Annotated in this window: 12 protein-coding genes; 5 read left to right on the top strand and 7 right to left on the bottom strand. The window is 70.8% G+C overall.

From position 1 onward, the window contains the following. Positions 1–146 precede the first annotated feature (146 nt). Together gdhA and ACFY04_RS19435 are read left to right on the top strand one after the other, a co-directional pair. Positions 147–1,502, top strand: a complete 1,356-nt coding sequence (gdhA, locus tag ACFY04_RS19440; RefSeq protein ID WP_389118206.1) for an NADP-specific glutamate dehydrogenase — start codon at positions 147–149, stop codon at positions 1,500–1,502. A gap of 220 nt (positions 1,503–1,722) precedes the next feature. Beyond that, on the top strand, positions 1,723–2,208 hold the full coding sequence (locus tag ACFY04_RS19435) for a hypothetical protein (protein WP_389118204.1): 486 nt from the start codon (positions 1,723–1,725) through the stop codon (positions 2,206–2,208). Positions 2,209–2,574: 366 nt separating this feature from the next. Here ACFY04_RS19435 and ACFY04_RS19430 read toward each other — a convergent pair whose 3' ends face one another. The 5 genes from ACFY04_RS19430 to ACFY04_RS19410 form a co-directional block, all read right to left on the bottom strand. Further along, positions 2,575–2,793: a hypothetical protein gene (locus ACFY04_RS19430; protein ID WP_389118202.1), complete on the bottom strand. Its 219-nt coding sequence runs from the start codon at positions 2,791–2,793 to the stop codon at positions 2,575–2,577. Positions 2,794–2,937: 144 nt separating this feature from the next. Further along, the gene (locus ACFY04_RS19425) at positions 2,938–3,432 is read right to left on the bottom strand and encodes a DUF1772 domain-containing protein (protein WP_389118200.1); all 495 of its coding nucleotides are present in this window, start codon (positions 3,430–3,432) and stop codon (positions 2,938–2,940) included. A 645-nt stretch (positions 3,433–4,077) separates the two neighbouring features. Beyond that, entirely contained in the window at positions 4,078–4,320 is a 243-nt protein-coding gene (locus ACFY04_RS19420; RefSeq protein WP_389118496.1) for a hypothetical protein, read from the bottom strand. Positions 4,321–4,436: 116 nt separating this feature from the next. Next, positions 4,437–4,703 (bottom strand): hypothetical protein, encoded by a 267-nt coding sequence (locus tag ACFY04_RS19415; RefSeq protein WP_389118198.1) that lies wholly within the window; start codon positions 4,701–4,703, stop codon positions 4,437–4,439. Positions 4,704–5,602: 899 nt separating this feature from the next. Next, positions 5,603–7,231, bottom strand: a complete 1,629-nt coding sequence (locus ACFY04_RS19410; RefSeq protein WP_389118197.1) for a sigma-70 family RNA polymerase sigma factor — start codon at positions 7,229–7,231, stop codon at positions 5,603–5,605. 664 nt (positions 7,232–7,895) lie between these two features. Here ACFY04_RS19410 and ACFY04_RS19405 point away from each other — a divergent pair. Together ACFY04_RS19405 and ACFY04_RS19400 are read left to right on the top strand one after the other, a co-directional pair. Then, on the top strand, positions 7,896–8,636 hold the full coding sequence (locus tag ACFY04_RS19405; RefSeq protein WP_389118195.1) for a DUF4328 domain-containing protein: 741 nt from the start codon (positions 7,896–7,898) through the stop codon (positions 8,634–8,636). A 324-nt stretch (positions 8,637–8,960) separates the two neighbouring features. Then, positions 8,961–9,542, top strand: coding sequence for a hypothetical protein (locus ACFY04_RS19400; RefSeq protein ID WP_389118193.1), 582 nt, complete (start codon positions 8,961–8,963; stop codon positions 9,540–9,542). Positions 9,543–9,797: 255 nt separating this feature from the next. Here the strand turns inward: ACFY04_RS19400 and ACFY04_RS19395 are convergent, their stop codons facing one another. Then, positions 9,798–9,998 carry a calcium-binding protein gene (locus tag ACFY04_RS19395; protein ID WP_389118192.1) on the bottom strand — a complete coding sequence of 67 codons (201 nt, stop codon included), beginning with the start codon at positions 9,996–9,998 and terminating at the stop codon, positions 9,798–9,800. Between the two features lie 560 nt (positions 9,999–10,558). Continuing rightward, positions 10,559–12,037, bottom strand: a complete 1,479-nt coding sequence (locus tag ACFY04_RS19390; protein WP_389118191.1) for a sialidase family protein — start codon at positions 12,035–12,037, stop codon at positions 10,559–10,561. A 359-nt stretch (positions 12,038–12,396) separates the two neighbouring features. On the opposite strand from ACFY04_RS19390, the gene ACFY04_RS19385 reads away from it, so the two are divergent. Further along, positions 12,397–13,599 carry a cytochrome P450 gene (locus tag ACFY04_RS19385; RefSeq protein WP_389118189.1) on the top strand — a complete coding sequence of 401 codons (1,203 nt, stop codon included), beginning with the start codon at positions 12,397–12,399 and terminating at the stop codon, positions 13,597–13,599. The last annotated feature ends 20 nt before the right edge of the window (positions 13,600–13,619 follow it).

Raw genomic sequence — 13,619 nt, 5'->3', positions numbered from 1 at the left:
CCGCAAGAGGGGCACGCTCCGGAAAAACTTTTCCGAAAGCAAATGTTCGGAGCGCGCCGCGCCCGAAATCAACCGGTATTCGCGGACCCGCGGACACCATGGACCTGCCGTCGTCTGCGCACCGCGCACTCCCTGGAGGGACACACGTGAAGGACTCGAAGGACAGGCTGGAAGCACTGCGGGCCGAGATCGAGCGCCGCAATCCCGCGCAGCCCGAGTTCCACCAGGCGGTACGGGAGGTCCTCGAGACCCTGGCCCCCGTCTTCACCGCCCGGCCCGAGTACGCCGACCCGGCCGCGGCCCTGGTGGAGCGGCTCACCGAGCCCGAACGGCAGATCGTCTTCCGTGTCCCGTGGCAGGACGACCGGGGCCGGGTCCACGTCAACCGCGGCTACCGCGTCGAGTTCAACAGTGCCCTCGGTCCGTACAAGGGCGGTCTGCGCTTCCACCCGTCGGTGGACATCGGTGTGGTGAAGTTCCTCGGCTTCGAGCAGATCTTCAAGAACGCCCTGACCGGCCTCGGGATCGGCGGCGGCAAGGGCGGCAGCGACTTCGACCCGCACGGCCGGTCGGACGCCGAGGTCATGCGGTTCTGCCAGTCCTTCATGACCGAACTGCACCGGCACATCGGAGAGCACACCGACGTGCCCGCCGGGGACATCGGCGTCGGCGGCCGCGAGATCGGCTACCTCTTCGGCCAGTACCGGCGCATCACCAACCGCTGGGAGGCCGGGGTCCTGACCGGCAAGGGGCAGGGCTGGGGCGGCTCCGCGATCCGGCCGCAGGCGACCGGCTACGGCAGTGTGCTGTTCGCCGCCGAGATGCTGAAGGTCCGGGGCGAGTCGCTGGACGGACTGACAGCGGTGGTCTCCGGCTCCGGCAACGTCGCGCTGTACACGATCGAGAAGCTCCAGCAGCTCGGCGCGAACCCGCTGACCTGCTCGGACTCCCGCGGCTACGTGGTCGACGACAAGGGCATCGATCTCGCACTGCTCAAGCAGGTCAAGGAGGTCGAGCGCGGGCGCGTGAGCGACTACGCGGCGCGGCGCGGATCCTCGGCGCGGTTCGTGCCGGGCGGGCGGGTCTGGGAGGTGCCGGCGGACGTCGCCTTCCCTTCCGCCACGCAGAACGAACTGGATGCCCAGGACGCCCGTACGCTCGTCGCGGGCGGGGTCAAGGCGGTCTCCGAGGGCGCCAACATGCCGACCACTCCCGAGGCCGTACGGATCCTGCAGGAGGCCGGGGTCGCGTTCGGGCCCGGCAAGGCCGCCAACGCGGGCGGGGTCGCGGTCAGCGCCCTCGAGATGAGCCAGAACGCCGGCCGGGTGGCCTGGAGCGCACAGCGGGTGGAGGACGAGCTCGCCGCCATCATGCGCTCGATCCACGCCGTCGCGCACGAGACCGCGGAGCGGTACGGCGCCCCGGGCGACTACGTCACCGGCGCGAACATCGCCGGCTTCGAGCGGGTCGCGGACGCGATGCTGGCGCAGGGCATCATCTGATCCGACGATCACGCCGCACTCGGGTGAGCCGGGCGGGCCTGCTGCGCAGGTGGAAGTCCGGGGGACGGAGAAGCCGTCACCCGGCCCGACGCAGCGATGCAGGACCTGGCCGGTTCACCCGAGCGGATCGTATGCGGGGACAACGGCGGGTGGGTGCCCCCGTCTCTCCGGTCGAGGGAATGGGGCTGCGTCGGATCGGGGAGCCGGGCAGCATGGCGGTGTGGCTGATCTTCTGTGGGATGACGTGCGCTGCTTCTTCGACCCGGACCTGATGGGGGCGTTGCCGGATCTGCGTGTTCCGGGCAGTTCGGCGGAGGACTGGCAGGCGGTCCTCGATCTTGTCGTGTCGAGGGGCTGGAAGTGCCGGTACTCCGAGGGCGAGACGGTGCTGCCGGTGCCCCGGGCGGAGACCGTGCTGTCCCGCCCGGCGGACGCCGAGTGCCCGGACCTGCGGGTCTGGCCGACTCCCGACGTTCTGGCGATCTTCCGCTTCAAGGACGACGAGGTCATCGACTTCGATGTCGACCTGCGGGAGTTGCAGGGCCAGGAGCGACTCGATGTGTTCTGCGGCTTCTTGCGGGAGATCGGGCGGCGGTTGGGCAAGCCGGTCCTGATGGATCCGGAGGGCGACTACGGCCATCCGGTGCTCGGCTTCGACGTCGAGGCCGACCGGGTCGTCCTCCTGGCACAGCCGATGGTCAAGTGACCGCGGCCGTCGGCCGGATTCGTAGAAGGCGCCGTCGCGGAGCATCGCGCAGAGGAGGTGCTTGCCCTGGCTGATCTCCCTGTCGTAGTCGGCACGCAATGCCGGATCGCCCAAGGCCGAGAGGATCCGGAACTGCGGGCGAGGTCGTCGGCGGTCGGGAAGGTGTCGCCGTCGCCGTCGCCGATCTCGATCAGGATCGGGGCTCCGGTCCTGATCCCGACTCCCGGCATCCGGGGGGGCAGGATTCAGCAGGAGGGTAGGCCCTCCAGGAGTTCCTCGATCCGCCCTGCAAGCAGCTTGCGCTGGTCAAGGAAGGCCGTCAGCGAGCCGGCCGGGCTGGGGACGCGGGGCGTGGCCGCCTCCCAGTCAGCGCCTGCCCGCCCTGCGGATGTGGGCCGGTGCCGCACCCCGCCCTGCTGCCCTTCGACCGAACAGACCGTCTCGGACGGGCTCGGGCGTCACTGAAGACGCGCCGGCCATCAGCACCGCCGTCAACGACACCGCGCGGTCGGCGTTCATGCCCTCGCAGGTCAGCCGGACGACGACAGCGACGACTTCGACCACGTCGTCGAGGGCAAGCCCCATGTGCCTTCACCGCGACTGCCGTCAGGCCATGACCACCCGCTTCCGGCCGCGCCACAGGTCTCACCGCCCGCCGCCCGCTCCACCACCAGCCCCGGTGGGATGTTGCTTTTCGAGCGGCCGTAGGTGGTCTTGGGCGTGTCGGGGTCAGTGGAGGGTGAGGGCGTAGGCGAGGAGGGCGAGGGTGAGGGTGGTGAGGATGGTGCGCCAGGTGTTCGCCTTGTTCCAGGGCGTTTCATAGGTGGTGCGGGTGGTGTGGATGGTGGGGTCGGTGTGGTGTTCGGAGGGTCCGGCCTGTTCGAGGGCGTTGTTGAGGGGGATGTTGATGCGGGCGGTGATGATCACGGTGGCGAGGTAGGTGACGAGCGCGGCGGCGAGTGGGGGGATGGTGTCTCGGGTGTCAGGGTCGGTGGCGTGGAGGATCAGGGTGGTCGTGATGAGGAGGGGTGCGCCGAGGTAGGCGAGTATGAACCAGCCGTTGAGGATGGCCTTGTTGATGTTCTGCATGGTTTCGATGGTGGTTCTATCGCTGCTGCGGGCGAGGCCGGGCATGACGGCGACGGTGAATGCGTAGAAGAGGCCGCTGATGAGTCCGGCGGTGATGGTCGCGGCGACCAGGGTTGCGGTTCGTGCAGTTTCCACGTGGGTTCCTCTCTGGTGTTCCGGTAGGTGCCGTGCCGGGCGTGGCGGATCGTGCCGGGTCGTGCCAGGGGTGGTGCCAGTGGTGCTGTGCGGTGCCGGGTTCGGCAGGTCGTGCCGTGCCGTGCTCTGCTGTGCCGGTGGTCTCCGGGCGCTCTGCCGGGCCGGGCGGGTGGTGTGGTGCCGGGCCTGGCGGCTGGTGCCGTGCTGTGTGGTGGTGGGGTTCCGTTGATCATAAGGGTGGAGTGGCGTGTGCGGCCCTGTGGTGTGGTGAGGTTGCGTCATCCCGTGGTTGTTCCTGGGGGAGTTGTCGTGCTGACTGCTCTTACCGGGGTTTTCGGGGACCGGGGATGCCGTGGCGGTCGCGGGTCGCGTCGCGTCCTGTGAGGACGTTCTGGGTGCGGCTGGGGCGGTGGCCGGTTGCGGTGTTCGCGGTGACCGCGATGGCTTCGTTGGTTCTTCCGCGCTGCTATGCCGGAGCTTCGTCCACCCGAGCGTCCGCTTGAACAGGCGGCACGTGTGCTCCACGTCGTCGGGGGTGACGTAGGCGCCCGGCCGCCACCACCAGATCGGCTCGTTGACCCCGTTATCGGGCAGCTTCTCCACGACCGTGCCCTCGATGATGGGCAGCGGCCCGTCGTGGCCAAGCTACGCCGCCAGGGGGCCAACCTGGGGCGCAGCCGGTCCCATGCCTGCCGCAGTCGCCTCCCCGTAGAGCCTGGTGTCCGTGGTCGTCACGGCCGGCTCGGTGCCCCAGGTGCCGGGGTCGCCGAAGACGACGTCGCCGCCGTGTTTGGGCGGCCTACCGCCCTCGGGGCCGTAGGGCCGCAGTGATGTCGGCCGTCGCATCACGCGATCGGATCGGAGCCGGCCGAGGATCTCGACGGGCAGTCCGGACAGCAGGCCGCCCGCACGAAGCCGGAAGGCGCCGACCGGTGGGCCGACCTGCGGCGCCGCGTGATGCCGGAGGGTCTGGTCCGCGACGCGACCGGCTCCTCGGCCGGTGCTCAGGCCAATTCGTCACGGATCTCGTTACGGTGCGCCTCGTAGGCGAGTCGCGCGTCGTCGTTCGGGAGCGCTGGGGTGGTGAGGCCGCAGGCACACGTCACCACCGTGAGGTCGGACAGAGCGCGCAGGGTGTGGCCCTCGGGACTGGTCCGGGCCGCCGCCGCCGGCTTCTCGTATCGGAGTTTGTGCCGGTAGTGGGGTGGGCGGACAGCGGCCGGGGCGATGCTGGCGCTGGTGTCGTCGAGGGTGAAGCGGTGCTCGCTCATGGGTCCAGTGTCGTCTGTCGGACGCGAGTAGCCCGCGCCCGCGCGGCCGAACGGGGCGCGAGCGTCACCGAGCTGGCCGCGCGGGTCACTGATGACCCTTCGCCGGGTCCTTCGGGCGGCGGCTGCAGTCGTGACCTGGAAGCCACCGGTCGGTGAAGCCGGCGCCGCAGCGCCGGCGCCCGCCGCCCCTCTCCTGCCCCGATTCCCGGACGGCAGCCGCTGCCACTCCGGCTCCGCAGGTGACCAAGTGGTTCTACGGGCCGCCGACCGAGAGCCCGAACGTCCCCAGGTGCCTCGACCTCGACCTCCACCTGACCTCGAGTCCGGCGGCCGGGACGAGACGTTGCACCGGCTCGGGATCCGCCCGTCACTGGCCGCTGACGGCGGCTCGGATGCGGCAGCTGGCCGAGGACGGCTCCTGCGAGCGGGCCCGCCCTCGGAGCACGTCCGCCGCATGGTCCTCGCCACCCGCCAGGTGCTGACCACCCCGCTCACCGGACCTGCTCTCCCTCGCCCGCGAAGCCATCTCCCAAGACGAGGACGTCATGCCGGCCAGGATCACCGGCACTTCGGCATGCTCCGGTACTACGTGGCGATAGGCATGGCCTTCCCGGCCGAGGAAGCGCCCTGTTGGCGCAGCCGCGCCGGCGCGCCGGACAGCGCGTAGCCCAACCGCGCGGTCAGCCGCGGGGGAGGACCTCGGCCGATGCGCTGCCACCGGGAGTCGGCGCCCCAAGCCATGCGGGCTCGCGAACCGCAGCCCAGGGACGCGGTGCGGCCATACGGCGGTTACGCCCGGCAGGGGCGATGTCCACCAGCCCGGCGCATACGGCACGCACGACGGCAACGGGCATCCGGACAGCGGCATCGGTTCAGGCGAAGCCGGCCCGCGCGGGCGCTCACCGCATGGCGAAGAGCAGGTTGACCGAGTTGTAGTAGTTGGGCAGGTGCACCATCTCCGAACCCGGACGTGGCGGGTCGGCCTTCGGCCAGTTCCGCGGGCCCAGCAGATGGTCGGCGTAGTCGCTGTGCGGGACCTTCGGCACGAACCAGACGCGGAACGCGCCGCGTCGTACGTCCGGCTCGAACCGCCAGAGTTGCGTCGCGCGATCCGCGCCGGTCCGGCAGGGGCGAAGGGTGACCGCGACGAGATTCCCGCCGCCGGTGGTTCCGTCGAGGCAGGTGCCGGTGTCCGCGTTGCGGAGTTGGTACGTGTTCTGATGGGCAGGCAGCCGCTGCCATCCCTGGCTGGCCTTTCCGGTGCACTTCTCGAGCTGCAACGGGCCGTCAGCACCGTCGCCACCAAGGCCGACACAGAGCCCCGAGGCCACGTTGACCAGGGCGGCACCGGTGTGATCCGTCGAGGGCGACGCGGAAGGCGGCACGGCGGAGGCCGAAGCCGAGGCGGATGTGGAGGCGGAAGGGCGTGGTGTGGCGGGGGCAGTGGCGAAAGCCGCCGGGCCGATGGCCACGATCGGTGCGGTTTCCGGGAGCGGGCCGGCAAGGGCCGCGGACGTTCTGGCGGGAGCTGCGACCTGGCCGGACCTGTCGCCCTCGGAGTCGGCCGGCATCAGGACGAACGCGGTGGCCGCCGTTCCCGCCACAGCTGCCGCAGCGACCCATTTCACGGGGGCGACCTTGGCTCCGGCGAGCTGCGTCCCGTTCAGTGTGGCCGAGGCGAGCTGCGTGCCGCCCCCACCCAGGGCCGACAGGAAGGAGGCGGGGTTCCACAGCAGGATTCCCCCCAGCAGCAGCACGCCCAGACGGCCGTTGACATCGCGCATGTCGCGCTCGGCCCGTGCACAGTCGTCGCACCCCTGAAGGTGGCGGCCCAGGTCCCGCGTGAGGCGCTTGCCCGGTCGGCGCAGCCTGGCGGCGATCTGCCCACCGTAGTGCCTGCACTCGTCGCTCGCGGTCTGGTCCAGGTGAGCCTGCAAGTACGCCTCCCGCAAGCCTTCCCGTGCACGCGAGACCAGTGAGCCGATGCCTCCCGCCGATATCCCGAGGCGCGCTGCGGTCTCGGCCGCCGGCTCGTGTTCGACGACGGAGTGCCACAGCACGGCCTGCCAGCGCTCCGGCAGCGACCGGTAGGCACGCAGGACCAGCGACCCCTCTTCCGCCGAGAAGACGGCGTCCTCGGTGTCCTGGCCGTCCGAGAGCTGGGCGGCCCATTCCTCGAAGTCGTCGGACAGCCGCGTACGGGCGGCATCCCGCGCCCATACGGCCGCCAGACGGCGCACGCAGGTCAGCAGGTACGGCCGCCAGGCGTACTCGGGTCCGGCACCCCAGGCGATGGCTCGGTAGGTACGGGCGAAGGCCTCGGCGGCCAGATCCTGGGCGGTGGACAGGTCTCGGCAGCATGTGCGGGCGTAGGCGAGCACCGAGGAATGGTGACGGGCGAACACCTCATCCATCACGTCGCTGACCGCCGCGTCGGACTCCGAGGTGTGCCCACGCAACAGGGCACAGAGTTCCCCGTCGCTGAGGCTTCGAAGATGCTGCTGACGGGCGGTACCCAGTGTACTCAACACGTGCTCCCGTGTGGCTTTCTGATGACCCGGGCGTCGGCTCCGGGCACATTCGTCATGAGGGTGCGACGCTGCGCCCGATCGGAATTCGCGCAAGTGTGCACCCTTGCAGAGCCGCAAGCAAATGGCAGGCAAGACAGGAGCGCTGGCGGCGTTGTCACCCCTGCCGGGCGGAACCGTTGCGGAGGAAGCTCCGCTTCCGGTCGAGGCCATCGGTGTCGAAGTCTCGATGACGTGGTGGCGGTCGACGCAGTCGCCCGTCGGCCTGCCCGGCCACGGCGCGGCCCCCGACCCTTCATGGGGACGGCACGTGGCCGCGCGTCCTGAGTGTCCGTCAGACAAGGGCTGTGATGGCGATGGCGGCCTTGATGACGCCGGATGCGGCACCGGCTTGTTCCTGCAGGGAATGCATCAGGAGGACGCCTGGCGGGTCCTGGGCGGGGCGCCGTTCCCCAGGGAGTCCGCGCCGCCGTCGGCCCCTCGGACTCGGGAGTGCGCGTCCGGCGGCGGCCGCTGCACGGCCGGTGCAGGCCGCTGGGATTGCCGTTCGCCCTGACCTGGGGGAACGAGCGTGACGCGGACGGACCCGCTGACGTAGGTTCCTGCTTGGCCCGCCCTGTCCGGTGCGCCTTCTCGTGTCCTGCACCCATGGGGGTTCTTCAGCATGTCCGCAGCTCCGGTCGGTCCGCCGACACCAGTCCCGGCCCCGTCCCCGTATGCCGCGCCCGATGTGAAGGGCGTACGGCTGCGCGCGCCCGTGGGCCTGGTCATCGCGCTGACCTCGCTGTTCGCGCTGGTCATCGGGATCACCGTCTACGCCGTGTACGCCGACTGGAACACCCGCTCGCTCATGCAAAGACTCCTCGCGGATCCCGCCGCGGTCAGCGACGCCGATCTGGTTCGCGGCGAGAGGCTGACCGGTCTGGTCGGCACGATCCAGGGCAACGCCCTGATCGTGACGGGCATCGTCTTCATCATCTGGTTCCACCGGGTGCGCACGAACGCCGAAGTCTTCGCCCCCGGCGCGGACAAGCTCGCGCGCGGCTGGGCGATCGGTGCCTGGTTCATACCGTTCGCCAACCTCTGGCTGCCGTACCGGATCGCCGTCACGACCTGGGGGTCGAGCACCCCCTCCGGAGCTGACGGAGGCTACCGCCGGTTCCCGTTGACCCTGGTCAACCTGTGGTGGGGCACCTTCGTCCTGTCCCGGCTCCTGGGCTGGTACGGGGGTATGTCCTACAGCCGTGCCGAGAGCCCCGGCGCCGTGCGTGACGCGGCCACGACGATGCTGGTCGGTGACGTCCTCGACATTGCCGGGGCTGTCCTCGCGGTGCTCTTCGTCCGCAAACTCACGGCGATGCAGCACGCCAGGGCCGCGCAAGGGCCCGTCGTCGCAGCGGTGTAGTGAAGCCAGGACGTCGGCGTGCAGGCCCGCGCTCCCGTTGTCCATCCGCCGGACCCGGACAACAGCGGACCCGGGCAGCGGACCCAGCCGACGGGCGCGAACCGGCGGGGCCGTCGGCCGGGTACGGGATCGTGGGGTGCGGGCCCGACGGGGCGCACGTCACGCGCTCATCGACCACCCGACGGACGCAGTTCAGTTCCCGGCGTCCCGAGGTCTTCACCCCGGCGGGCGGGTACCCGGGCCGGTTCCGTTCCGATGCCGATCTTCGCCTGGCGTGCCGACCCGCCCACGGGCACCGGCTGCCGTTCCCGTAGCGTCCGTTCCATGATCGCCTTCGACTCCCTCGACTCCCTTGATGCCCTCGTCCGCCTCTGCCCGCCGCCCGCCGATCCACCGCCCGCAGTGGACTGGGCGCAGGCCGAGCGTGCCCTCGGTGCGGCTCTGCCCGCCGACTACAAGCGGCTCGTCGAGACGTACGGCGACGGCATCTTCGACGAGACGATCTGGCTGCTCGTTCCCGACTCCGCCTACGACGACTGCAACCTTCATGCGCAGACGGCGGAACGGGACGAGATCCTGGTCGGCCTGTGGGAGTTCGAGGCGAAGCCTGCCGGCCTGTCGGAGGCGGGGGCGAGGGTCGTGCCGTGGGCGTTCGAGGAGGGCACGGGGGCGTTCCTGTACTGGCTGGTGCGGCCCGGACAGCACCCCGACGAGTGGACCGTGCTCTACAACGAGGGGCGCGGCCCCCTGTGGGAGCAGCACGACATGGGGTGCCTCGCCTTCTTGTTGGCCGTACTCGAAGGAACGGCGGAAACGGTGTACTTCGGCTACTTCTACGAAGAGCCGAAGCTGACGGAGCACTACTTCGAGACGGCCGATCAGGCCCTCGAACCGTCCGGGCAATGACGGCGACGGCCGCTCTGGACGACCCGGCGCCGCTCGCGCACCACACTGAGCGCCGTACTCGGCCAGACCGGCCACATGCGGCGCTCCTTGCCATGTCGGCGGGACTTGCCGGCGGCCGGGACGGCTCGCCCTCGCCGCGTGGCGGACCGTTCGACCGCTGAGGCCGAGGGGGCGGGGTGCTCCCGGTCCCGGTCCTGGTCCGGGTCCCGGTCCCGGTCCCGGTCTCGGTCTCGGGAGCACCCCGTCGGGATCAGGTCACGGGCAGCCGGGGCCCGTTCCCGGGTTGGCGCAGACGTCGGTGCCGGGGCCGCCGTCGTTGCTGTTCGTGCCCGGGCCGCCGTCGAGATTGTCGTTGCCGACGTCGCCGAAGAGGGAGTCGTCGCCGGGGCCGCCGGTGATCGCGTCCGTCCCGGGGCCGCCGCATACGAGGTCGTCGCCCGCGCCGCTGTTGTGCACCGTCGTTGCCCGCCCGCGTACGACCGTCCAGCAACCACGCCCACCGCGCCGACGCTGCAACAGCCGTCCAGCGGTGCTTGGGCACCGCGTCCACGTCCACGCCGGGGACCGGGCGGAGCTGCTCGGCGGTCACCCACGTCTTGTACTCGGCCGGCTCGGCGCGGCCGCCCTATCTGATAGATCCAGTCCCGGCAGCAGGCAGAGACATGCGGCGGACACCTCTACGCCCAGTCGACGTGGTGGGATTCGTACCTGAGCTCACCGCGTGGGCCCGAGACACTATTCGCCTGCACCCCAAGGAGGGGCACTCCGTCAAGCACGCAGAGCTCCGTGGGCGGGCCGTTGCTGTGGCCGACGGACGAAGCGTGGCCGTGGCGCCGCGCCCGCACGTGACCCCGGCCGCGATCAGCCACCCGGTCCGTGCCGGACTCCCCGTCCACCTCGGCGGCGAGACCGACTTCCCCGACGTCCACCCCGACCGGGTCGCCGCCCTCACCCGCCGCCGGGACCTGCCCGCCTTCCACGTCCCCCTCGGCCCCGGCCAGGCGGGCCCGGAGCGGTCACGGGGTAGGGAGACTGGTGGTGTACACGTCCGTACGGTTCTGTGGTGCGTCGGAGTGGGTCTCGGTCAGTACCGCCCGTACTCCCTTGCCGTCCGCCACCAGGCCTTGGTAGTCGCCGAGGAAGTAGCCCCCGGCGAACGGCGCCTGCAGCCAGTCGAAGACCCGCGAGATCCGTCGTTCGGAGCGGAGCCTCGCGTCTCCGTGCGGCAGCGTGGCCAGCTGGTAGGCGGTAGGCAGGGTGGTGGTGTCGCCCGGCTCGACGAAGCGCAGGTCGTAGTAGGTGAGCGCGACGGTGCCGCGCTCGTCCACCGCGATCGACGGGGAGAAGGCCGGCACGTCCGGCGGGCTGATCAACTCGGGGCTCCCCCAGGTGCGTCCGCCGTCGGTGGAGCGTACGAGCTGGACGGAGTCGAAGCTGCCGCCGGTGAAGTCCGAGCCCTCGTAGGCCATGTACAGCGTGCCGGTCTTCGGGTCGACGGCCGGGCTGGGCAGGGTGGCCGCGGCGCGCAGCAGCTTGGTGGGGTCGTTCGGGTCGACCTCCGGTACGGAGGTGTCCCGGGCCACGGTGGTCGGGGCGCTCCAGGTCTCTCCGGCATCGGTCGAGGTGACCACCGCGTAGTGGGCTTCGGTGACGGTGCTCAGGTCGTCGGAGTAGGTGATCCGGTCGAAGAAGTCGTACAGGGTGCCGGTGCGGCGGTCGACGACGATCACATGGCCGATGGTCTGCGTGTTGGGCACGGTGCCGGTGTCGACGAACGGCCGGGCCTCGCTCCAGGTGCGGCCGCCGTCGCGGGTCAGGGAGATGTAACCCGGACCGTCGAGGGAACTGGGGCCGGGTGGGTCGTTGTCGAGGCGGTTCCAGACCTGGTAGGCGGTGCCCTTGCGGATCGGGTCGGCGGTGAGGGAGGGCTTGTCGTTGAAGAACGGCTCCTCGTCGACGTGCGTGGTGGTGAGGTTCTGCCAGGTGCGGCCGCCGTCGCGGGAGGTGGCGGCCAGGAGGGCACTGCGCGTGCTTCTCGTGAAGTCGACGCCCTCCCCGCCGGCGTACACGGTCCCGTCCGGTCCGGTGCTCACCCAGGGGTCGGAGGCCCGTTCGAAGTCCGCGCCGCCCGGGGCGCACAGGCTGAACGGCAACGTGCTCCGGCGGAAGGTGCGGCCGTCCGTGGTCCAGCTGGCCACCAGGCCACGGGCGGCGCCGTCGTTCCAGCGGTCCTGCTGGAACACGGTGACCACGCGCTTGGGGTCGCGCGGATCGACGGACAGGTACGGCTCGACCTCGGTGCCCGGGTAGACGACGCTGTCGGGGGACCTCGCGCCGATGGTGCAGTCCGCGTACGGGTCGCCGTGGGACACCCTGATCAGCGGCGAACCGTCGGGGGCGGGGCTCCGGTCTGCCGCCGCGGGAGTCGCGCCGGTGACCGTGACCAGCAGGAGCGCGGCGGTGGCGACAGCGGTCAAGGGCAGGAAGGCGCGCATAGGGGATCTCCTCCGGGCCTGGGCGGCCGGGGTGCGGGACTGCCGTCATCGGGGCGGCCTGGGGCGCGGAGGGGTTCCGGAATGTGGGGGTGGGGCGACTCCGCTTGATCCTTTTCGGCGTCGTGGGCGGTGCCCTTGATGGGCCGAACGGCGGAGTCCGCCCCCGCGCCCCGACAAAGAGGAGTACCACGAGCGGCTCACCGCGAACTCGATGCCCGTCCTTCACTGACCGGATGACCCACGTCCCAGACGTGCATGCCGATCGCTGCTCAGACGGCGCCGCGGACACGGCCGGGCCCGATTCACACATCCTGCGACGGGCCCGATGCCCGGCCGTGACGACGAATTAGGGTGTGCCCATGGATCTCCAAGGCGAGCTCGTCACCCACCCCTACGCCGCGTACCAGCGCCTACGTGACACGGCGCCAATACAGCGCATCACCGGGCCCGGCGGCGAGCCCGCATGGCTGGTCACGCGGTACGACGACGTCCGGTCAGCCCTCGCGGATCCTCGGCTGTCCCTCAACAAGGCCAATGCAGCGGAGGGCGCATACCGAGGCCTGTCACTACCCCCGGCCCTGGACGCCAACCTCTTGAACATGGATCCCCCCGACCACACCCGACTGCGCAGGCTCGTAGGCCGCGCGTTCACGCCTCGCCGCGTGGAAGAGCTCCGCACCCCGATCCGACGCACCGCGGACGACTTGCTTGACGCCCTCGGCACGCACGGTCGAACCGACCTGATCGCGGCATACGCAGCACCACTGCCGATCACCGTAATCTGCGACCTTCTCGGAGTCCCGGACGACCATCGCAAGGACTTTCGCGGCTGGACCAATGAACTGATCGCGCCGGACCCCAGCCGCCCCCAGGCCGCCAAGCAGGCGATCGGCGCCATGCTCGCCTTCTTCACCGAGCTCATCGCCCACAAGCGCCGGCACCCCGGCAACGACCTGCTCTCCGACCTGATCACGGTTCGCGACACCGATGGCGACCGCCTCAGCGAGGACGAACTGACCTCGCTCGCCTTCCTCACCCTCGGCGCCGGATACGAGAACACCGTCCAGCTCATCGGCAACGCGGTCCATGCCCTCCTGAGCCATCCCGAGCATCTGGCACGCCTCCGCATGGACCCGTCGAAGCTCCCTGACGCTGTCGAGGAACTGGCGCGCTACGAGGGGCCCGCGCTTCTGGCGATCCGCCGCTTCCCCACCGAGGACGTGACCATCGGCGGGACATCCATTTCTGCGGGGGAGACCGTCCTGCTGTCGCTGTCCTCGGCCAACCGCGATCCCGCCCGCTTCCCCCACCCCGAGCGGCTCGACGTCGACCGCGACACCTCCGGACACCTGGCACTGGGCCACGGCATCCACTACTGCCTGGGCGCCCCACTGGCCCGCGCCGAGACCGAGATCGCCCTGGCCGCGCTCCTCGAGCGATTCAGCAGCCTGACTCTGGCCGAGACCGAACCCCAGTGGCGAACCTCTCTGCGGGCCCGTGGCCTTGTGGCGCTTCCCGTGGAGTACAAGGCGGCCGTACGCGCCGCACGCCCGCTCGCGTGAGAACGGCACAGTGAGGCTGC

Origin of the sequence: Streptomyces sp. NPDC001549 (genome assembly GCF_042894025.1) — a bacterium.
Taxonomy (GTDB): domain Bacteria; phylum Actinomycetota; class Actinomycetes; order Streptomycetales; family Streptomycetaceae; genus Streptomyces; species Streptomyces kutzneri.
The sequence above is the reverse complement of the archived record's forward strand: the minus strand, read 5'-3'. Positions and strand labels throughout refer to the sequence as shown.